Below are 19,669 nucleotides of genomic sequence, written 5' to 3'. Positions count from 1 at the left end.
TGTCCCCCAACCCTAGGCCAGGCCAGTCAAAGAGTGGACAGCCGTCTCAGCAGCGTCGACCGTCTGCTCGAGCAGCAGCGCGATCGTCATCGGCCCGACGCCGCCCGGGACCGGCGTGATCAGGCTCGCCACCTCCGACGCCTCGGCGAAGTGCACGTCGCCGACGTTGCCCTCGTTGTAGCCGGCGTCGACGACGACCGCGCCCGGCTTCAGCCAGTCGCCGCGGACGAAGTTCGCCTTGCCGACGGCGGCGATCACCACGTCGGCGGTGCGGACGAGCTCCGGCAGGTCGCGGGTCCGGGAGTGCGCGTAGGTGACGGTCGCATTCGATGCCAGCAGCAACATCCCGGCCGGCTTGCCGAGGATCGGGCTGCGGCCGATCACGACGGCGTGCGCACCTTCCAGCGGTACGTCGTACGCCGCCAGCAGCCGCATGATGCCGCCGGGTGTGGCGGAGCGGAACCCGGGGTCACCGAACGCCATCGCGGCGAAGGACCGCATGGTCACGCCGTCGACGTCCTTGGCCGGGTCGATCGCCTCGAACGCGGCCCGCTCGTCGATCTGCGGCGGCACCGGGTGCTGCAGCAGGATCCCGTGCACGGCGGGGTCCTGGGACAGCTTGGTGATCTCCGCGACCAGTTCCTCGGTGGTCGTCGAGTCCGGGAGTACGACGCTGCGCGACGCGATCCCGGCCTTCTTCGAGCGGTTCTGCTTCATCCGGACGTACGTCGCCGACGCCGGGTCGTCGCCGACCAGTACCGTCGCGAGACACGGCTGGACGCCGTACTGCTCCTGCAGGGCACTCGCCCGCTCCGCCGCCTTGGCCACCATCTCGGCGGCGAGGTCGGTTCCGATCATCAGCTCAGCACTCATGCGCGCACTCCTCAGCATTCGAATCATCGCTCGAAGATGCCCAGGCGCGCGGCGAAGCCAGTCGGCAGGCCGTTCCCCGGTGGTATCCCACCTCAACGCCAGTCGCGGCCCGGTCTCAGAATAGCGAACGCCGCGGCGGGGGTGTACGTGCCGTCGAGCTGGCGGTCAGAGGAGGCCGGCGTGGTCGAGGGCGAGGTAGGCGGCGTCGATGCCGGTCATCGCGCCGGGGTTGCGGAGTTCGGCGCGGAAGGCGTCGACGGTGAGTTCGACCGGGACGCAGTCCTCGGCCTCGTCGAGTTGCTGCTTGCCGTCGGGGCGGCAGCCGCGGGCGATCGCGACGTACTTACGGAACGTCGAGGACGCGCCCGACCACTGCCAGCCGACCACGTCGAGCGTCTCGCAGGTGTACCCGGTCTCCTCCTCGAGCTCCCGCGCCCCCGCCACCGCGACGTCCTCCCCCGGCTCGACGAGACCGCCCGGAAGGTTCGTCACCACCGCGTCCGGCCCGGCCCGGAACATCCGAACCGTCACGATCCGCCCCTCCGGCGTCAGCGGCAGCACGGTTACCCCGGCGTTGATCCCGGCCTCACGGCCGAACACGTCCCACTCGACCTCGCGCCCGTCGGGCATCCGGTACCGCCGCAGACGCACGGACAGGAATCGCTCGAACCCCAGCTCCTCCCCCAGCAACTCCCACGGGGCCGGATCAACCGGCCTGCCGTCGGCAGGCACGGCGTCCGGTTGCTCGGTGCGCCCCGCCGGCTCGCGTGGTGTCGAGGGCCCCGGAGACGACTCAGCCGCCACGTGGTCGGTGACGGCTGAGTACTCGGACTGATCCGTCACAGTGGACGGTCGTCTACGGGGTCTTCCGGTGGGGCCACCGGTGCGTCGTCGGCGTCCGGCTGGGGCGCCGTCGTTTCACCGGCCGGTGAGGTCGTGTCCTCGGGCTTGGCCGCGGTGTCCCCGGAGCCGGGGCCTTCCGAGGTGTCGGGCTGCGACTCGGACAGGATCCGCGCGACCGTCTCCTCGGTGATCCGCTTGAACTTGCGGACCTGGGTGCGGGTGCGGTCCAGGACCGCGACCTCGAGCTGGTCCGGAGTGAGTTCGCGGACCTCGGTGCCGTCGTGGCTGAGCGCGTCCACCGCGAGCCGCAGCGCGCCGGCCAGTGAGATGCCGTCGCGGTAGTGCTCGCCGATGTAGTCCGCGACCTGTTCCGCCGGGCCGCCCATCACGGCGTACCCACGGACGTCGGCGATCGAGCCGTCGTACGTGAGCCGGTAGATCTGGTCGTCGGCCGCGCTGTTGCCGATCTCGGCGACCAGGATCTCCACCTCGAGCGGCTTCTCGCCACCGGAGGAGAAGATCGCGCCGAGGGTCTGCGCGTACGCGTTGGCGAGCGCACGGCCGGTGACATCACGACGGTCGTACGAGTACCCGCGCATGTCGGCGAGCCGGACGCCGGCGATCCGCAGGTTCTCGAACTCGTTGTACCGGCCGACGGCGGCGAAGGCCATCCGGTCGTAGATCTCGGCCACCTTGTGCAGTGCGGGTGACCGGTTCTCCGCGACGAACAGGATGCCGTCGGCATATTGCAGCGCGATCGCGCTGCGGCCCTTGGCGATGCCTTTCCGGGCGAAGTCCGCCCGGTCCCGCATCAGCTGCTCGGGCGAGACGTAGAAGGGAACGCTCATCGAGTCCTCTGTCAGTTCGGGGTGATCAGGTCAGCGAGGGGGCGGCCGGACCGTCGGGACGCCGGTGCCGCTGCTCCCAGGCCGCGTCGACGAGCGCCGCGACCTCGTCCTCGGGCAGCCGCCGGTAACCGTCCGCGGTGACCACGCCGACCACCGGGAAGATCCGCCGCAGCATGTCCGGGCCACCGGTCGCCGAGTCGTCGTCGGCGGCGTCGATCAGGGACTGGATCGCCACCGTCACGCAGTCGGTCTCGGACAGGTCCTCGCGGTAGAGCTTCTTCAGCGCGCCGCGGGCGAACAGCGAGCCCGAACCGACACTGTAGAAGTGGGTCTCCTCGTACCGCCCGCCGGTCGGGTCGTAGGAGAAGATCCGGCCGCCCTTGATGTCCTCGTCGTACCCCGCGAACAGCGGCACCACGGTGAGGCCCTGCATCGCCATCGGCAGGTTGCCCCGGATCAGCGCGCTGAGCCGGTTCGCCTTGCCGTCCAGGCTCAGCGTCGCGCCCTCGAGCTTCTCGTAGTGCTCCAGTTCGACCTGGAACAGCCGGACCATCTCGATCCCGAAACCGGCCGAGCCGGCGAAGGCGACCGCCGAGTACTCGTCGGCCGGGAACACCTTCTCGATGTCACGCTGGGCGATGATGTTGCCCATCGTGGCCCGCCGGTCGCCGGCCATGATCACGCCACCGGGGAAGGTGGCGGCCACGATCGTCGTGCCGTGCGGGACTTCACTGGACAGGTCACCCTGACCGAGCGACCGTCGTCCGGGCAGCAGGTCGGGCGCGTGCCCGGCCAGGAAGTCCATGAACGACGAGCCGCCCGGGGTCAGGAAGGCTTCCGGCAGCCGGCCGGAGGCATCAGATGTCATCGAGCGGTTCACTCCCCACCCTTTTGCACGAATCCGCGGACGAACTCCTCGGCGTTCTCCTCGAGCACCTCGTCGATCTCGTCCAGGATCGAGTCGACGTCCTCGTCGAGCCGTTCTTTGCGTTCCTGGACGTCCTCGGACGCCTCGACCTGCTCGACCTCTTCCTCGGTCGACGAACGCTTCGGCTGCTTGTGCTGCTGACCGCCGTCCTTCGCCATGTGGCCACCTCCTAGAACCGCTGGGAAGACCGCCCAAATCGGCCTTCAGTAGCGACCCTACCCGGCCGCACCCCCAGTAATGGTGCGAACCAGGTCACTGGCGGTGTCGCATTGGTCAAGAAGTGCGCCGACGTGCGCTTTCGTGCCCCGCAACGGATCGAGCGTCGGGATCCGCTGCAGCGACTCCTTGCCCGGCAGATCGAAGATCACCGAGTCCCAGGAGGCGGCCGCGACCTGCGGCGCGTACTGCTGCATGCAGCGGCCGCGGAAGTACGCCCGGGTGTCGGTCGGCGGGTGCGCGACCGCCATCCGGATCTCCTCGTCGGTGACGACCCGCTGCATCCGGCCCGACTTCACCAACTTGTAATACAGGCCCTTGTCCGGACGGAGATCGGCGTACTGCAGGTCGACCAGGTGCAGCTTGGGGTCGTCCCAGTCCAGGCCGTCGCGGTCGCGGTAGGACTGGAGCAGTTTGTACTTCGCCACCCAGTCCAGCTGGTCCGACAGCTTCATCGGGTCCAGCGCGAGCTGGTCGAGGATCTGCTCCCAGCGGTGCAGCACGTCCTTCGTCTGCCGGTCCGCATCGTCGCCGTACTTGTCCTCGACGTACTTCCGGGCCTGCTCGAGGTACTCCGTCTGGAGCTGGACGGCGGTGATCTTGCGCCCGTCCTTGAGCGTCAGCAGATGCGTGCAGGACGGGTCGTGGCTGACCTCGTGCAGCGCGGTCACCGGACGGTCGACGCCCAGGTCGTCGGTCAGCCAGCCGTCCTCGATCATCGCCAGCACCAGCGAGGTCGTCCCGACCTTGAGGTACGTCGAGATCTCGGACAGGTTCGCGTCGCCGATGATCACGTGCAGCCGCCGGTACCGGTCCGGGTTCGCGTGCGGCTCGTCGCGGGTGTTGATGATCGGCCGCTTCAGCGTCGTCTCCAGGCCGACCTCGACCTCGAAGTAGTCCGCGCGCTGGCTGATCTGGAACCCGTGGGTGGCGCCGTCCTGGCCGATCCCGACCCGGCCGGCCCCGGTCACCACCTGGCGGCTGACGAAGAACGGCGTCAGGTGCCGCACGATCGACGCGAACGGCGTGGACCGGCGCATCAGGTAGTTCTCGTGGGCGCCGTACGACGCGCCTTTGTTGTCGACGTTGTTCTTGTAGAGGTTCAGCTGCGGCGCACCCGGGATCACCCGCGCCTGCCGCGCGCCTTCCATGATCACCAGCTCGCCGGCCTTGTCCCAGACCACCGCGTCCCGCGGGTTGGTGGTCTCGGGTGCCGAGTACTCCGGGTGGGCGTGGTCGACGTACAACCGGGCGCCGTTGGTGAGGATCACGTTCGCCAGGCCGGTCTCCTCGTCGGTGAGCTGGCTGGAGTCCGCCACCTCCCGGCTCAGGTCGAACCCGCGGGCGTCCCGCAGTGGATGCTCCTCGTCGAAGTCCCACCGGGTCTTGCGCGCGAGTGGCTGCGTCTGCGCGTAGCCGTTCACCACCTGGCTCGAGGTCAGCATCGGGTTGGCCCCGGGCTGGCCCGGTACCGAGATGCCGAACTCGGTCTCGGTACCCATGATCCGCCGAACACTCATGCGTCCGAGCCTACGCGGTACCGCCGACGAAAGTGGTTGCTGTGTCCACAGGGTTACATGTGAGACTGCCCGGATGGACGAGCTGGTGGCGATTCTGGACGAGCACAACCAGGTCACCGGGTCGGTACCGCGATCTGTCATGCGGCGCGACAACCTGCGGCACTCGGCGACCGGCGTGGTCGTCCGGAATCCGGCCGGTGACATCTACGTGCATCGTCGTACGTCGACCAAGGACGTCTATCCGGGCCGGTACGACTTCGCCGCGGGCGGTGTGGTGGCGGCGGGTGAGGACCCGTTCCACGCCGTCGTACGGGAGCTCGAGGAGGAACTCGGGATCGCCGGTGTGGAGCTGACCCGGTTGCCGGAGGGCGACTACGCGGACGAGAACACGCAGTACCACGCGTATCTCTACACCTGCGTCTGGGACGGCCCGGTCCGGCACCAGCCCGAGGAGGTCGAGTGGGGCGCGTGGATGTCGCCCGCGGACCTGGTGGCGAAGTTCGACGAGTGGTCGTTCATGCCGGACAGCGTGGGGCTGCTCGGCGACTGGGTCCGGAGCCTGGCGATCGACGAGGGATGGGACAGCCGCGCGTGGATCGAAGGCCCGTGGATCCATCGCGCACCGCGTCGGCCAGAGGTCCGTCCGCGGTTGCTCGCCGAGGCCACCCTCCTCCCCTGGCTCGCTCCGCAGCTACCCCTGCCGATCCCGGTGCCCGAGCGGACAGCGGACGGCGTACGTCACCTGAGGCTTCCCGGACAACCGTTCACCGACGGCGACGAGGAAACCGGACGAGCGCTGGGCGGCTTTCTGAAGGCCTTGCACGCCGTCGACTCTGCGGAGGCCGTCAGGTACGGCGCACTCGACGCAGCGACCGCTACGGCCGAGAAGACGGCCACTCTCGCCGAGTTCCGCACCCAGATCGTGCCGCTGCTGCCGGCCGAGCTACACGGCAAGGCCCTGGACCTCCTCGATCGGGTGGCGCTGGTCCGGACCTCCCTGATCCATTGCGACTTCGGCCCGGACCACATCCTGATGCAGGACGGCCGGATCACCGGCATCATCGACTGGACCGACGCGGTCATCGGCGATCCGGCCCTCGACCTCTGCTGGCCGCTCAACGGCGCACCGGAACCCGTCGCCGCCGGCGTGCGCGAGGTCTACCGCCCGAGCCCGGACCTGATCAAGCGCTCGAAGGACTGGGCGCGCCTCTCCCCCTGGTACGGCGTCCACCGCGGCCTGCTCCTCGACCTGCCAGGCGACGTGGAATCCGGACTCGCGCAGATCATCACCGCCCTGTGATGCAACCATCGGGCCTGCGAGCGGTCACTAGCTGATGTGAAGATCACCCTGACTGACGATACGGAGCCGTCGATGGGATCCGCGGGGCGTGGTTCGGATCCGATCGACGGCTCGGACCAGGAGCTGTGGGAGCGATTGCGCACAGGTGACCAATTCGCCCTCGGCGAGCTGTTCGACCGGTACGCCGACGACGTCCGGGCGTTCGCGTTCCGCCGGACCGCCTCCTGGAGCACCGCCGACGACGTGGTCCAGGCGACGTTCCTGAGCACCTGGCGGCGGTTCGAGCGCAACCCTCCGGGTCCACTGACCGCACCGAGCGCCCGCGGCTGGCTGCTCGTGGTGGCCGGCAACGAGTGCCGGACCCTGGCCCGGGCGGCGGGCCGGCTGCGGAACGCGCTCGCCCGGCTGCCCGGCCCGCCGCCCGCAGACGTGCATTCGCCCGGCCATGCACCCGACCATGCATCCGGCCATGCGCCCGACCACGCGTCGGACGTCGCCCGCCGCGTCGACGACGAGTTGCGGATGTCGGCGATCCGTCGCGCCGTCGGGAAACTTCCCCGGCACGAACGCGAGACGCTCGAGCTCGTCGTCTGGTCCGGGCTGACCACAGCCGAGGCGGCGGAAGCCCTCGGCGTACCGATCGGGACGGTCAAGGCCCGGCTGCACCGCACCCGTCAGCGTTTCCCCGACCTGCTCACCCGGGTCGCCCTCACCGAGGAGCTCTCATGACCACCGATCTCGAACCACCGCGTGTCCCACCACTGAGCGCCGCCGAGCGCTCCCGGATGCGCAGCCGGCTGATGGAGCGGACCCGGTCGGTCACCCACCACCCGGCCCGGCACTGGCTCGCCCCGATGGTCGGTGTCGCCACCGTCGGAGCCGTGGTCGCCGGCACGCTGGTCGTCACCCAGAAGTCACCCGACGGCACCGGCGCGCCCGGCGTGGCCGGTACGTCGCTCGCGTCGCCGGAAGCCAAGGTCGGCGTCGATCTCGGCGCAGTGGCGAAGGGCGACCTGACCAAGGTCATCGCGGAATGCCAGTTTCCCGGCGAGGCGGGTCCCGCCGAGCTCGTCTGGAGCCGTCACGTCCGGGGAATCACCAAGGACAGCAGCGCGCTGGTGGGACTGGCGCTCGACACGAAGACGTCGACCGCTCCGCCGCCCTCCGCTCCGCCGCCCACCGCGACCCGTGGCCGCCGCATGCCAGGGCAGGGTGGGGCGCCCTCCACTGCCAAGCTCGGTTACCGCTACTGCCTCACGCGGACGCCACCGAGTGGCAAGCTCGGCGCGATCGGCACGGTCGGACGGATCGAGGACAAGGCCTGGCGGGCCCAGCCCACGGCGCAGCGCGGTTTGGTGGCGCTCGGCAGCGCGGACGGCGACTTCACCGACGACCTCACCACCCTGCAGGCGTGGCGGCTCTACCGGGCCCGTCCGGACGTTGCCAAGGTCGAGGCGCGGTACCTGCTGGACGGCAAATCTGGACCGTGGACGGGCGGCGTCGTGGACGGCGGCTTCGCCTACGTCGAGGTCCAGGCGCACGGGAAGTTCAAGGTCGGCCAGCGTCTGAAGACCGAGGTCCGAGCCTTCGATGCCCAGGGCCGGCAGATCCCGGTCGGCTAGCGGCGGTGGGTCATGGCGCGGGCGTAGTTGATGCCGACCAGGCCGAGCCAGCAGATCAGGACGCCGGTCTTGCCCATCATGTCGCCGGCGATCGCGGTGATCGGGATCGCCGCGATGATCGAGATGATCGCCAGTGCGAGTCCGCCCGGGTCGGTCTCCCGACCCGGATGGCGACGCACCGGCCGACTGGGGACCGGTTCGGGGAGCAGGCCGGCACGGCGTTGGGCGTCGCGCTGGTCGAGCTTGTCGAGGAAGCTGTCGATGAGCTCGGCCTCGTACTCCGGGCCGAGCTCCTGCCGCGCCGCCACCGCGGCCCGCAGGTCCTTGCGCAGATCGTCCGTCGCCACACCAGGAAGGTACGGCCGCGGATCGGCTCCGCCAATCGGGGTAACCCCCGATCCGACCGGGGCTTAGCCCTACCCCGGCGGCTACGCCATCCCGCCGTTCACCCGGATGGTCTGCGCGGTGATCCACTCCTGCTCCGGCAGGCAGAGGAACGCGATCAGCGGGACCACGTCGTGGATCTCGCCGAGGCGGTTGCCGACCGAGCGGGACTTGGCGCCGGCGATCGACTCGTCGGTCTCCACCGGGTAGTAGAAGGAGGTGTTCAGCGGCCCCGGCGCGACACAGTTCGCGGTGATCCCGCGGGCGCCCAGCTCCTTGGCCACCGCCTTGGTCAGATGCTCGACAGCACCCTTGCTGCCGGCGTACACGCCGTAGTACGGGATCGTGAACGCGACGATCGAGGTGATCACGTTGACGATCCGGCCGCCGTCCTCGATCCGCCGCGCGGCCTCGCGCACGGTCAGGAACGGCGCCTTCGCATTCACCGCGAACGCGCGGTCGAAGTCCTCCTCGGTGGTCTCCGCGATCGGCTTCTTCACCACCAGGCCGGCGTTGTTGACGAGGATGTCGACCCGGCCGAACGCCTCCACAGCCCGATCGAAGAGCGCCGCCGCGCCCTCCGCCTGTGTCACGTCGGCCTGGACCGCCAGCACCCGCCGGCCGTGCGTCGCGATCGCCTTCTCCGCCTCGGCTGCCTCGGCCGCACGGTCCGCCGAGTGGTAGTTGATCACCACGTCCGCACCGAGCTCGGCCAGTCGATGAGCGGTGGCCAGGCCGAGGTTGCGCGTCGAGCCGGTGAGCACGGCAACCTTGCCGTCGAGCGGAGCCGTCACAGGGTCCTCCATGGACGTCCAGGGGGATACGGGAGATGGTCGTCCCATCCTCACCAGCGCGGTCCGATGGCGGCAAAGACCTGTTCGGTCCGGCGAATTACCCTGCAGGTATGCCGGTTGACCTTCGCCTCCTGCGGTACGTCGTCGCCATCGCCGACGAGGGCAGCTTCCAGGCCGCGGCCCTCCGGCTGCACATCGCGCAGCCGCCGCTGTCGCGGCAGATCCGCGACCTCGAACGCGAGCTCGGCGTCGCCCTGTTCCACCGCCGCCCGACCCGGCTGACCGAACCCGGCCGGACCTTCGTCGACCTCGCCCGCCGGTTGCTCTCCGACGCCGAGCAACTCCTCGACCGGACCCGCCAGGCCGCAGCAGGCGAGCTCGGTACGGTCCGCGTCGGCTACACGGTCTCGGCGGCGTACGACGACATGCCTGCCGCCCTCAGCGCCATGCGCGAGCACCATCCCGGAGTCGAGGTCGTCGGCACCGAGCTGTGGGGGCGTGACCTCGAGGCAGCTCTCCGAGCAGGCGATCTCGACGTCGGCCTCGGCCGGTTCCTGCCCTGTCCCGACGGATTCCAGCGCGAGGTCCTGCGGTACGAGCCGTACGTCGTGGTGCTCGCGACGGATCACCCGCTCGCGCGCCACCGGCGTACGTCGCTGGCCGACCTCCGCGGCGAGACCTTCCGCTTCATGCCGCGCGCGCTCGCCCCGACGTACTACGACGCCGTCCTGGCCGCCCTGCACAGCACCGGCGAGACCTTCGCGATCTGGGAGAGTCCGACGCCCGGGCTGCGCAGCCTGCGGCTCCGGGAGCCCGACGGCGGCTTCACCCTGCTGCCCAAGCCGGTCGCCGACCGGCTCGCCGACGTACGGCAACTCTCACTCACCGAGGCACTGCCGCCCTGCGAGCTGCAGGCGGTCTGGTCCCCGCCGGATGCCGGCCCGGCGGCCCAGGTCCTGATCAGCACCGTCCGCGAGGCACTGGCCGCGTAACTGGCCGGATAACGCCGCAGCTCCCCGGAACCGGACGGTTCGGGGAGCTGCGCCGAGTGCCTTACAGGTACTGGCCCGTGTTGGTCGCGGTGTCGATCGACCGGCCAGGCTCGGTGCCTTGCTTGCCGGAGATGAGCGTCCGGATGTAGACGATCCGCTCGCCCTTCTTGCCGGAGATCCGGGCCCAGTCGTCCGGGTTGGTGGTGTTCGGCAGGTCCTCGTTCTCCTTGAACTCGTCCACACAGGCCTGCAGCAGGTGCTGCACCCGCAGACCCTTCTGGTTCTCGTCCAGGAACGCCTTGATCGCCATCTTCTTCGCCCGGTCGACGATGTTCTGGATCATCGCGCCGGAGTTGAAGTCCTTGAAGTACAGGACCTCCTTGTCACCGTTCGCGTAGGTGACCTCGAGGAACCGGTTCTCGTCGGCCTCGGTGTACATCCGCTCGACGGTGCGCTGGATCATCCCGTCCACGCAGGCCTGCTTGTCGCCACCGAACTCGTTCACGTCGTCGGTGTGCAGCGGCAGTCCGGCGGTCAGGTACTTCGAGAAGATGTCCCGGGCCGCCTCCGCGTCCGGGCGCTCGATCTTGATCTTCACGTCCAGCCGGCCGGGTCGCAGGATCGCCGGGTCGATCATGTCCTCACGGTTCGAGGCACCGATGACGATGACGTTCTCCAGGCCCTCGACACCGTCGATCTCGCTCAGCAACTGCGGAACGATGGTGTTCTCGACGTCGGAGGAGACACCGGAGCCACGGGTCCGGAACAGCGAGTCCATCTCGTCGAAGAACACGATCACCGGCATGCCCTCGGAGGCCTTCTCCCGAGCGCGCTGGAAGACCAGGCGGATGTGCCGCTCGGTCTCGCCGACGTACTTGTTCAGCAGCTCCGGGCCCTTGATGTTCAGGAAGAACGACTTCTGCCCGGCGGCACCGGTCTTCTCGGCGACCTTCTTGGCCAGCGAGTTCGCCACTGCCTTCGCGATCAGCGTCTTGCCGCAGCCCGGCGGGCCGTAGAGCAGGACGCCCTTCGGCGGCTTGAGCTCGTGCTCGAGGAACAGGTCCTTGTGCAGGTACGGCAGCTCGACCGCGTCGCGGATCTGGTCGATCTGGCCGCTCAGGCCACCGATGTGGGTGTAGTCGATGTCCGGGACCTCTTCGAGGATCAGCTCCTCGACCTCGGACTTCGGGATCTTCTCGTACACGTATCCGGAGCGGGGCTCCAGCAGCAGCGAGTCACCGGCTCGCAGCGGTGTGTCGAGCAGTGGCGACGCGAGCCGCACCACCCGTTCCTCGTCCGCCTGCGCGATCACCAGCGCCCGCTCGCCGTCGGCGAGCAGCTCCTTGAGCATCACCACGTCGCCGACGACCTCGTACGCGCAGGCCTCGACCACGTTGAGTGCTTCGTTCAGCATCAGTTCCTGGCCGAGCTTGAGCTCGTCCAGGTCCACCGACGGGCTCGCCGCGACCCGGAGTTTCCGGCCGCCGGTGAACACGTCGAGCGTGTCGTCTTCGTTCCGTCCGAGGAAGGTGCCGAATCCGGACGGCGGTTGCGCCAGCCGGTCGACCTCCTCCTTCAGGGCGATGATCTTCTCTCGTGCCTCCCGCAGCGTGTCGGCCAGCCGCTCGTTCTGAGCGGTGACACTCGCCAGGGAAGCCTGTGTTTCGGACAGCCTGCTCTCGAGCGACCGGCTGTCTGCCGGGTGCTCGAGCAGCCGACGTCGCAACGCCGCGACCTCGGCCTCCAGGTACCGGACCTGGTTACGCAGTTCTGCCGCGGTAGGACTCTCGTCTCCAGCCACGATCATCACCTCACCATGTGGGGCTCGACCCTATGGACCTTACCCAGAAAACCTCGCCGGGCAAGCTGAATCCCATCACGTGTCGGTTGCGGATGAACCAGTTGCCTTCGGCATGTCGTCAGAAGTTTCGGCACGGCGCGGACCTGAGTAGTCGTCGCCGTACGCACCAGGCGCGGGACGGCGCTTCTTCCGGGGCGCCTGGACCCCGTGCGCCATTCGTCGGGCAGTGACCAGGAAGGCCGTGTGCCCCTGCATCCGGTGCCCCGGACGAACGGCCAGACCCTCTACGTGCCAGTCTCGCACGAGGGACTCCCACGCGCGCGGCTCAGTGAACTCGCCGTGTGCCCTCAGCGTCTCCACAACCCGGCTCAGCTGCGTCGTGGTGGCCACGTAGGCACAGAACACGCCGCCGGGCGACAGTGCCTCCGCGACCACGTCGACGCACTCCCAGGGCGCGAGCATGTCGAGTACGACGCGGTCGACGTCCTGCTCGTTCAACTTCTCGACCAGGTCGCCGACCTCCAGCCGCCACGCCGGGTGCTCACCGCCGAAGAAACCGGTGACGTTCTTGCGCGCAACTTCGGCGAAATCTTCGCGGCGCTCGAACGAGATGACCTGACCGTGGATACCGACCGCGCGCAGCAGCGCGGTCGTCAGCGCACCCGAGCCGGCCCCGGCCTCGACCACCTTCGCGCCCGGGAAGATGTCGGCCATGGTGACGATCTGGGCGGTGTCCTTCGGGTAGATCACCGCCGCGCCGCGCGGCATCGACACCGAGTAGTCGGCCATCAGCGGGCGCAGCGCGAGGTACTCGACGTTGCCCTTGGAACGGATCGTGACCGCGTCCGGGCCGTCGATCAGGTCGTCGTGCGCGATCCCGCCCTTGGTGGTGTGGAAGATCTTCCCGCGCTCCAGCTTCACCGAGTGCCGGCGGCCCTTGGAGTCCTGCAGGGTGATCCACTCGCCCTCCTGCAGCGGTCCGTGATGGACGCCGGAGAACGCCTGGTCGGGGAAGTCGCGCAAGTCAGCCATAAGGCGCTCACCCTAACTTTCGGTCACCGGAAGCGAGTAATCAGCGGCCCCGGAACGCGCGTTCCACGTCCGCGGTGGCGAGTACGCCGTACACGCCGCCGGCCGGGTCGAGGACCAGGTACTCCGACGCGGGGTGTTCGCGCAGGGTGGACAGGATCTCCTCGCCGGTGTCGTTGACGCCGATGATGTGGCCCGCGCCGATCCGGGTGGAAACCTCGCTGACGGTGGTCCACGGCCGCTGGTTCGGGGCGACGGCGGCGACCGCGGACTCCGACACCAGCGCGTGCGGCTTACCGTCGCCGTCGATCACCACGACCGCTCCGGCCTGCGCCGAACCCGCCATCCGGACGGCCTCGGAGATCGGCGTACCGGAATGTACGGCGATGGCGCGGCGGGCCAGCGTCCGCACCTGCAGGGCGGGCAGCTTGCGCCGCAGCTGGGCCTGCATCAGCGACGCGGTCGAGCCCGACCAGAGGAAGAACCCGACGAGCAGCGCGATGACGAAGTCGATGATCGAGGCCTGCCAGTTCCAGAGCTGCTCGGCCAGCACCGGCAGTGCCAGCACCAGGATCGCCAGCAGCCGACCGGCCCAGGCGGCCACCACGGTGCCGGTGTGCATGTTGCCGGTGAGCTTCCAGACGATCGCCCGCAGCACCCAGCCGCCGTCCAGCGGCAGGCCGGGCAGCAGGTTCGTGACACCGACGATCAGGTTCGCGACGCCGAGCTCGAGCAGCGCGACGTACCCGACGCCCTCGCCGATCGGACGGGAGGCGAGGTAGGCCAGCCCGCCGACGACGAGCGAGGCGATCGGGCCGACCACCGAGACCGCGAACTCCTCCAGCGGTGACTTCCGCTCGCCCTCGATGTGCGTACCGGCGGCGAAGAAGCCGAGGTTGATCTCCGAGACGCCGATGCCGAACCGCAGGGCCATCAGCGCGTGCGCCAGCTCGTGGATCAGGATCGAGACCGTGAACGCGACCACGAACGCGAAGGCGGCCGCGTACCGCCAGCCGCCGAGCTCGGGGAACTGCTGCCCGATGATCGTCGCGAACCCGAGCGCCAGCAGCATCGCCACCGGCAGCCAGGTGAACCGCATGGTCAGCCGGATCCCGCGGACACGCCCGAGCACCCACGTGCCGGGCGGGGGTGGACCGGCCGGCGGGGCGGGAGTCTCGGGGTCGCGCGAGTCAGCCATCGGACCAACGCTACTGGGCCGACGGTAACCGGCTGCTACACACCCTCGGTTTTCCACAGGCCGGGGTGGGGTGCGCGCGAACTGTCGGTGGTTGTGCCTAGGGTTTCACCCATGAGCGAGCGGAGCGAGGTCATCATTCAACACAGAGCGCTTCGTGCCTCGTCCGCGCCCGGAGCGAAGCGCGGACGCGGATGAGCATCGCAGTTGTCGAGGTGGATCCACATCCGCGGGGTGCCTTGTCGCCGTCCCGGGCCGCGGACTTCATGAGCTGCCCGCTGAAGTACCGGTTCCGGGTGGTCGACCGGTTGCCGGAGAAGCCCTCACCGGCGGCCGTCCGCGGGACGGTCGTGCATGCCGTGCTGGAGCGCTTGTTCGACCTTCCGCGTGGTCAGCGGACGCTGGAGCAGGCGGCCGGGATGCTCGAGCCGCAATGGCAGCGGCTGCTCGCGGAGGAGCCCGAGATCGGCGAGCTGTTCGCGGAGGACGCGGACGGCGAGGAGCTGGCCAAGTGGCTCGCCGAGGCCCACCAACTGCTCGGCAAGTACTTCACCCTCGAAGATCCCAACGCCCTCGAGCCCGCCGAGCGCGAGCTGTACGTCGAGACCGCGCTCGACTCCGGCCTGGTGCTGCGGGGGTACGTCGACCGCCTCGACGTCGCGCCGACGGGCGAGATCCGGGTGGTCGACTACAAGACCGGCCGTTCGCCGTCGGAGTTCTTCGAGGCGAAGGCGCTGTTCCAGATGAAGTTCTACGCGCTCGTGCTGTGGAAGCTGCGCGGCGTGGTCCCCGCCATGCTCCAGCTGGTCTACCTGGGCAACGGCGAGATCGTGCGGTACATCCCCGACGAGGCCGATCTGCGTGCCTGCGAGCGGAAGGTGTCCGCGCTCTGGGTCGCGATCACCCGGGCGCTCGACTCCGGCGACTGGCGCCCGAGCCCCGGGCCGCTCTGCGACTGGTGCGACCACAAGGCGCTCTGCCCGGCCTGGGGCGGCACCCCGCCGCCGCTGCCGACCCGCTCGGTCGAGGAGGTCGTCGCCGAGTCCGCCGGCATCGACCTGGTCTCCGTCGACGGCTAGAGGGTGTCTGAGAACCCAGCGCCGCGCAGTATGCGCAGGGTTCTCAGACACCCTCTTGGACCGCTTGGGTGGATACGGTTCGTCGCATGAGTTCGGGTGACGTTGCGGTTCGGGCGGTCGAGGTCTGGAAGCGGTACGGCAAGGGCTCGACGCAGGTCGACGCGCTGGCCGGCGTCAGCGCGGACTTCGGCAAGGGACGTTTCACCGCGATCATGGGCCCGTCCGGCTCCGGCAAATCCACGCTGCTGCACTGCCTCGCCGGTCTGGACCGGCCGTCCGACGGCACGGTGCTGCTCGGCGACGTCGACCTGGCCAGGCTGCCCGACAAGCAGCTCACGCAGCTGCGCCGGGACCGGATCGGGTTCGTGTTCCAGGCGTTCAACCTGGTCCCGACGCTGTCCGCGCTGGAGAACATCACGCTCCCCCTCGATCTCGCCGGCCGCAAACCCGACCAGGACTGGCTGGCCACGGTCATCGACGCGATCGGCCTGTCAGACCGCCTCGGTCACCGGCCGTCGCAGCTGTCCGGCGGTCAGCAGCAGCGCGTCGCCTGCGCCCGCGCGTTGACGTCCCGCCCGGAGGTGGTGTTCGCGGACGAGCCGACCGGCAACCTGGACTCCCGCTCCTCCGCCGATGTCCTCGACTTCCTGCATCGCTCGGTCCGCGAGTTCGACCAGACCGTCGTGATGGTCACCCACGACCCGACCGCCGCGTCATATGCGGACCGCGTCCTGTTCCTGGCCGACGGCGAGCTGCAGTCCGAGCTGACCGATCCGACCGCGGAGTCCGTGCTCGATCGGATGAAGCAGCTGGACCCGGGGCCGAACGTCGGCGAGCCGGTTCGCTGATGTTCAAGCTCGGCCTCCGCTCGGTGCTCGCGCACCGGCTGCGTTTCGTCCTGTGCACGGTCGCCGTCACGCTCGGCATTTCGTTCGCGAGCGGCGCGATGGTGTTCACGGACTCGTTGTCCACAGCCCTGAAGAAGAACTTCGAGGTCAGTACGGCGGACATCACGGTCACGCCGACGTCCCCGATCAAGGCCGCCGACGACACGCCCGCGACCTTCCAGAACAGCCTCGCCGACCAGATCCTCGCCGTACCGGGCGTCGCCGACGCCATACCGCAGCTGCTCGTCGGCGACGTACAGGTCCTCGACCCGGCCGGCAAGGAGGTCGAGAACTACGGGCTGACCACGTTCGGCGCCTCCTGGCCGCGCGTCATCGGGGCCGCGCCGTTCCGGGTGATCACCGGCACCGCGCCGTGGGGCGAGCAGCAGCTCGCGCTCGACCAGTCCACCGCGTCGCGGGCCGGGTACAGCGTCGGTGACGCGGTCCGGATCGTCACCCCGGCCAAGGCCGTCACCGCCACCCTCACCGCGATCACGACCTCAGCGGCGGCCGGCCCCGCCGCGGGTGCCCCGCTGGTCAGCTTCGACGGCGCGACCGCACAACGCCTGCTGCTCGGCAAGGCGGGCTGGACCTCGATCACGGTCGCCCTGAAGCCCGGCTCCGATCCGAACACCGTCGGTCAGGCGATCAGCAAGGCGCTCGGGGACCAGGTCAAGGTCCGGACCGCGCAGCAGGTGGCGGCGGACGGCAAGCGCGACCTCGACACCACCTTCGGAAGCTTCAGCCTGGTGCTGGCGCTGTTCGCCGGGCTCGCGCTGTTCGTCGGTACGTTCCTGATCGTCAACACGTTCGCGATGGTGGTCGCGCAACGCGGCAAGGAACTCGCGATGCTGCGGGCGATCGGCGCGTCCCGGAGTCAGGTCACCAGGACGATCCTCACCGAGAGCGTCATCATCGGCTTCCTCGGCTCGACCCTCGGGCTGCTGATCGGGATCGGGGTCGCGGCCGGAGTCCGGCTGATGTACCAGAGGTTCAACCTGCGGATCCCGAGCGCCGGCCTGGAGGTCAGCGCGGGCACGATCATCGCCTGCTACGTGATCGGCATCGGGGTCACGGTCGCGGCGGCCGCGCCGGCAGCCCGCCGGGCCGGGAAGCTCCCGCCGATCGCCGCGATGCGCGACGACGTCCAGGTCCCGGAACGCTCGCTGCTCGTCCGCGGGTCGATCGGCGGCTTCATGCTGCTGATGACCGTGCTGTTCGTCGCGATCGGCGTGGCCGCGGGCGACCTGCCCGGAGCCGTCCTGATCGGGATGGGCGCCGGCCTCGCGGTCCTCGCCGTGGTGATGCTCAGCCCGCTGATCAGCCGGTACGTCGTCAGGGTGCTGATGTTCCCGTTCGGACGCCGCGCCCCGGTCACCCTCGGGCGCCGCAACGCTGAGCGGAACCCGCGGCGTACGGCGGCGACCGCGTCCGCGCTGATGATCTCGGTCTCGCTGATCTGCGGCCTGATGGTGATCAGCGCGTCCGCGAAGGCGTCGATCAACCAGTCCGTGCTCGAGGCGCTCGGTACGTCGGACCTCGTCGTCACGAACAACGGCACGCCGAACTTCAGCGCCCAGGTCGGCGACCGGACCGCCGAGGTGCCGGGGGTGCAGTCCGTACACCGGGTCCGGCAGGAGACCGGCCAAGTCGGCGACACCGACGTCAAGGTCACCGGAGTCAGTGACGGCACCCTGGACGGCCCGATCGTCACCAAGTTCGACAGCGGGTCGGCCGCGGCGCTGGCCGCCGGGCAGGCGGTCCTCCCCCGCAACCTCGCCAAGACACTCAGCCTGACCGTCGGCACGAGCTTCGACCTGAAGACCACGGGCGGTGTTCGCCGACTGACCGTCGGCGGCATCCTTTCGCCGAACCGCCAGCTCAACGCCGTCGTCCTTTCGCTCGCGACGTACGAACAGCTCGGCGGCCCGCCGGCCGACAGCCTGCTGTACGTCGATGTTGCTGACGGCAAGGAGATCGCGACGGTCCGGGCCGCGGTCCTGGACAGGCTGAAGGACTACCCGTCGTTGCAGGTCCGCGACCAGAAGGCGTACGCCGCCGGCGCGATGCAACCGGTGGACGCGGTCCTGGCCGCAGTCGGGTTCCTGCTCACGATGGCGATCCTGATCGCGCTGCTCGGGATCGTGAACACTCTGGCGCTCGGCGTGATCGAGCGGACCCGGGAGATCGGGCTGCTGCGGGCGATCGGGATGGACCGGGTCCAGTTGCGGCGGATGCTGCGGATCGAGTCGGTCGCGATCACGTTGCTCGGGGCGTTGCTGGGGCTGCTGATCGGAGTCGTGTTCGGGGTCGCGATCCAGGCGGCGATGGCCGGCAGTGGGCTCGGCGTCCGGGTGGTTCCGGTCGGGCAGCTCGCGCTGGCGGTCGGGGTCGCGGTCCTGTTCGCCGTACTCGCTGCGGTCTGGCCGTCACGGCGGGCCGCACGGCTCGACGTGTTGCGTGCGATTGCAGCTGAGTGACGTGACCCGTGAGGTGGAGCCAGACCAGTGATTCACAGGTAGCCTGCCGGTGTGCCGGGGACCGTGCAGTCGATCGAGCGGGCCGCGGCGGTGCTGCGACTGCTCGCCGCCGCGCCTGACGGGCTGGGGGTCGCCGACCTCGCGAACGCCCTCGGCCTGGCGAAACCGACCGTGCACGGGATCCTCCGGACGCTGCACCAGGTCGGGTTCGTCGAGCAGGACCACAGCGGCGCGCACTACCACCTGAGCGACGCGTTCGGCCGGCTCGGCGAGAGCTACCTCGATCCGAACGAACTGCGCAGCCAGGCGATCAACTGGGCCGATTCGCTCGCGTCCCGCAGCGGTGAGGTCGTGCGGGTCGGGCGGCTGGTCGAGGGCAAGGTCGAGGTCGTGCACCACGTCTTCCGGCCGGACGACAGCGACCAGGACCTCGACGTCGGTACGACGCTCCCGCCGCACGCGACCGCGCTGGGGAAGGCGGTGCTCGCGTACGACACGAGTGCCGCGTCCCGGCCGCGGCGGCTGGAGGCGTTCACGACGCGGACGATCACCGATCCGGTCAGGTTGAGCGAGGAGCTGGCCACGGTACGGGCGCGGGGCTGGGCCACCGAGTTCGAGGAGCACACGGTCGAGCTCGCCGGTATCGCGGCGCCGATCCGGGGCCTCGGCGGCCTGGTCGTCGGCGCCGTCGGCCTGGCCGGCCGGATCGAGCGGATCTGCGACAGCCGGCTCCGGCACCGCGACGACCTGGTCACGATGGTCCGTGCCACCGCCGACGCCATCGCCCGAGACCTGCGGGACGACGCATGACCCGCCCCACCGCCCGCCATGGCGAGCGGACGGTTGGAGGTTTCCTGCCGGCACCAGGGCAGACAACC

At 69.7% G+C, this 19,669-nt stretch carries 19 protein-coding genes and 1 riboswitch; of the genes, 8 read left to right on the top strand and 11 right to left on the bottom strand.

The features are described 5' to 3' along the window. Positions 1-12: 12 nt before the first annotated feature. The 6 genes from FB475_RS29555 to dop all read right to left on the bottom strand — a co-directional run bounded on the left by FB475_RS29555 (position 13) and on the right by dop (position 5,228). The gene (locus tag FB475_RS29555) at positions 13-873 is read right to left on the bottom strand and encodes a bifunctional 5,10-methylenetetrahydrofolate dehydrogenase/5,10-methenyltetrahydrofolate cyclohydrolase (protein WP_141860487.1); all 861 of its coding nucleotides are present in this window, start codon (positions 871-873) and stop codon (positions 13-15) included. Between the two features lie 31 nt (positions 874-904). Further along, a riboswitch (ZMP/ZTP riboswitch) is annotated at positions 905-989 on the bottom strand. A 49-nt stretch (positions 990-1,038) separates the two neighbouring features. Then, entirely contained in the window at positions 1,039-1,716 is a 678-nt protein-coding gene (locus tag FB475_RS29550; RefSeq protein WP_141860485.1) for an NUDIX hydrolase, read from the bottom strand. Then, positions 1,713-2,564, bottom strand: a complete 852-nt coding sequence (gene prcA, locus FB475_RS29545) for a proteasome subunit alpha (RefSeq protein WP_141860482.1) — start codon at positions 2,562-2,564, stop codon at positions 1,713-1,715. The genes FB475_RS29550 and prcA overlap by 4 nt, the downstream gene beginning before the upstream one ends. A gap of 25 nt (positions 2,565-2,589) precedes the next feature. Beyond that, positions 2,590-3,432 (bottom strand): proteasome subunit beta, encoded by an 843-nt coding sequence (prcB, locus tag FB475_RS29540; RefSeq protein ID WP_141860481.1) that lies wholly within the window; start codon positions 3,430-3,432, stop codon positions 2,590-2,592. A gap of 8 nt (positions 3,433-3,440) precedes the next feature. Further along, a complete protein-coding gene (locus FB475_RS29535) occupies positions 3,441-3,650 on the bottom strand; it encodes a ubiquitin-like protein Pup (protein ID WP_130448384.1) in 210 nt (69 codons plus the stop codon). 57 nt (positions 3,651-3,707) lie between these two features. After that, positions 3,708-5,228, bottom strand: coding sequence for a depupylase/deamidase Dop (gene dop / locus FB475_RS29530; protein WP_141860479.1), 1,521 nt, complete (start codon positions 5,226-5,228; stop codon positions 3,708-3,710). Positions 5,229-5,301: 73 nt separating this feature from the next. Between dop and FB475_RS29525 the strand changes: the two genes are divergently transcribed. From FB475_RS29525 to FB475_RS29515, 3 genes are all read left to right on the top strand, one after another. Continuing rightward, the gene (locus FB475_RS29525; RefSeq protein WP_141860477.1) at positions 5,302-6,528 is read left to right on the top strand and encodes a phosphotransferase; all 1,227 of its coding nucleotides are present in this window, start codon (positions 5,302-5,304) and stop codon (positions 6,526-6,528) included. Positions 6,529-6,600: 72 nt separating this feature from the next. Beyond that, a complete protein-coding gene (locus FB475_RS29520) occupies positions 6,601-7,257 on the top strand; it encodes an RNA polymerase sigma factor (RefSeq protein ID WP_238332513.1) in 657 nt (218 codons plus the stop codon). Further along, the gene (locus FB475_RS29515; RefSeq protein ID WP_141860473.1) at positions 7,254-8,150 is read left to right on the top strand and encodes a hypothetical protein; all 897 of its coding nucleotides are present in this window, start codon (positions 7,254-7,256) and stop codon (positions 8,148-8,150) included. Before FB475_RS29520 ends, FB475_RS29515 begins: the two co-directional genes overlap by 4 nt. On the opposite strand, the gene FB475_RS29510 is transcribed toward FB475_RS29515, so the two are convergent. Together FB475_RS29510 and FB475_RS29505 are read right to left on the bottom strand one after the other, a co-directional pair. After that, the gene (locus tag FB475_RS29510; protein ID WP_141860471.1) at positions 8,147-8,497 is read right to left on the bottom strand and encodes a hypothetical protein; all 351 of its coding nucleotides are present in this window, start codon (positions 8,495-8,497) and stop codon (positions 8,147-8,149) included. The genes FB475_RS29515 and FB475_RS29510 overlap by 4 nt on opposite strands. 81 nt (positions 8,498-8,578) lie before the next feature. Next, positions 8,579-9,328, bottom strand: a complete 750-nt coding sequence (locus tag FB475_RS29505; protein WP_202878600.1) for an SDR family oxidoreductase — start codon at positions 9,326-9,328, stop codon at positions 8,579-8,581. Between the two features lie 110 nt (positions 9,329-9,438). Here FB475_RS29505 and FB475_RS29500 point away from each other — a divergent pair, with 110 nt between their 5' ends. Beyond that, positions 9,439-10,320, top strand: coding sequence for a LysR family transcriptional regulator (locus FB475_RS29500; RefSeq protein WP_185759497.1), 882 nt, complete (start codon positions 9,439-9,441; stop codon positions 10,318-10,320). 61 nt (positions 10,321-10,381) lie between these two features. Here the strand turns inward: FB475_RS29500 and arc are convergent, their stop codons facing one another. The 3 genes from arc to FB475_RS29485 form a co-directional block, all read right to left on the bottom strand. Continuing rightward, on the bottom strand, positions 10,382-12,127 hold the full coding sequence (gene arc / locus FB475_RS29495; RefSeq protein ID WP_141860465.1) for a proteasome ATPase: 1,746 nt from the start codon (positions 12,125-12,127) through the stop codon (positions 10,382-10,384). A gap of 69 nt (positions 12,128-12,196) precedes the next feature. Next, positions 12,197-13,153 carry a tRNA (adenine-N1)-methyltransferase gene (locus FB475_RS29490; protein ID WP_141860463.1) on the bottom strand — a complete coding sequence of 319 codons (957 nt, stop codon included), beginning with the start codon at positions 13,151-13,153 and terminating at the stop codon, positions 12,197-12,199. Between the two features lie 40 nt (positions 13,154-13,193). Next, on the bottom strand, positions 13,194-14,348 hold the full coding sequence (locus FB475_RS29485) for a M50 family metallopeptidase (RefSeq protein WP_238332512.1): 1,155 nt from the start codon (positions 14,346-14,348) through the stop codon (positions 13,194-13,196). 191 nt (positions 14,349-14,539) lie between these two features. Between FB475_RS29485 and FB475_RS29480 the strand changes: the two genes are divergently transcribed. The 4 genes from FB475_RS29480 to FB475_RS29465 all read left to right on the top strand — a co-directional run bounded on the left by FB475_RS29480 (position 14,540) and on the right by FB475_RS29465 (position 19,601). After that, a complete protein-coding gene (locus FB475_RS29480; RefSeq protein ID WP_141860461.1) occupies positions 14,540-15,424 on the top strand; it encodes a RecB family exonuclease in 885 nt (294 codons plus the stop codon). A gap of 86 nt (positions 15,425-15,510) precedes the next feature. Next, on the top strand, positions 15,511-16,272 hold the full coding sequence (locus tag FB475_RS29475) for an ABC transporter ATP-binding protein (RefSeq protein WP_141860459.1): 762 nt from the start codon (positions 15,511-15,513) through the stop codon (positions 16,270-16,272). After that, positions 16,272-18,791, top strand: coding sequence for an ABC transporter permease (locus FB475_RS29470; RefSeq protein ID WP_141860457.1), 2,520 nt, complete (start codon positions 16,272-16,274; stop codon positions 18,789-18,791). Before FB475_RS29475 ends, FB475_RS29470 begins: the two co-directional genes overlap by 1 nt. Positions 18,792-18,842: 51 nt before the next feature. Continuing rightward, positions 18,843-19,601 (top strand): IclR family transcriptional regulator, encoded by a 759-nt coding sequence (locus FB475_RS29465; protein WP_141860455.1) that lies wholly within the window; start codon positions 18,843-18,845, stop codon positions 19,599-19,601. The last annotated feature ends 68 nt before the right edge of the window (positions 19,602-19,669 follow it).

Origin of the sequence: Kribbella jejuensis, assembly GCF_006715085.1 — a bacterium.
GTDB classification, from domain to species: Bacteria; Actinomycetota; Actinomycetes; order Propionibacteriales; family Kribbellaceae; genus Kribbella; species Kribbella jejuensis.
This window is presented reverse-complemented; position numbering and strand designations above follow the sequence as displayed.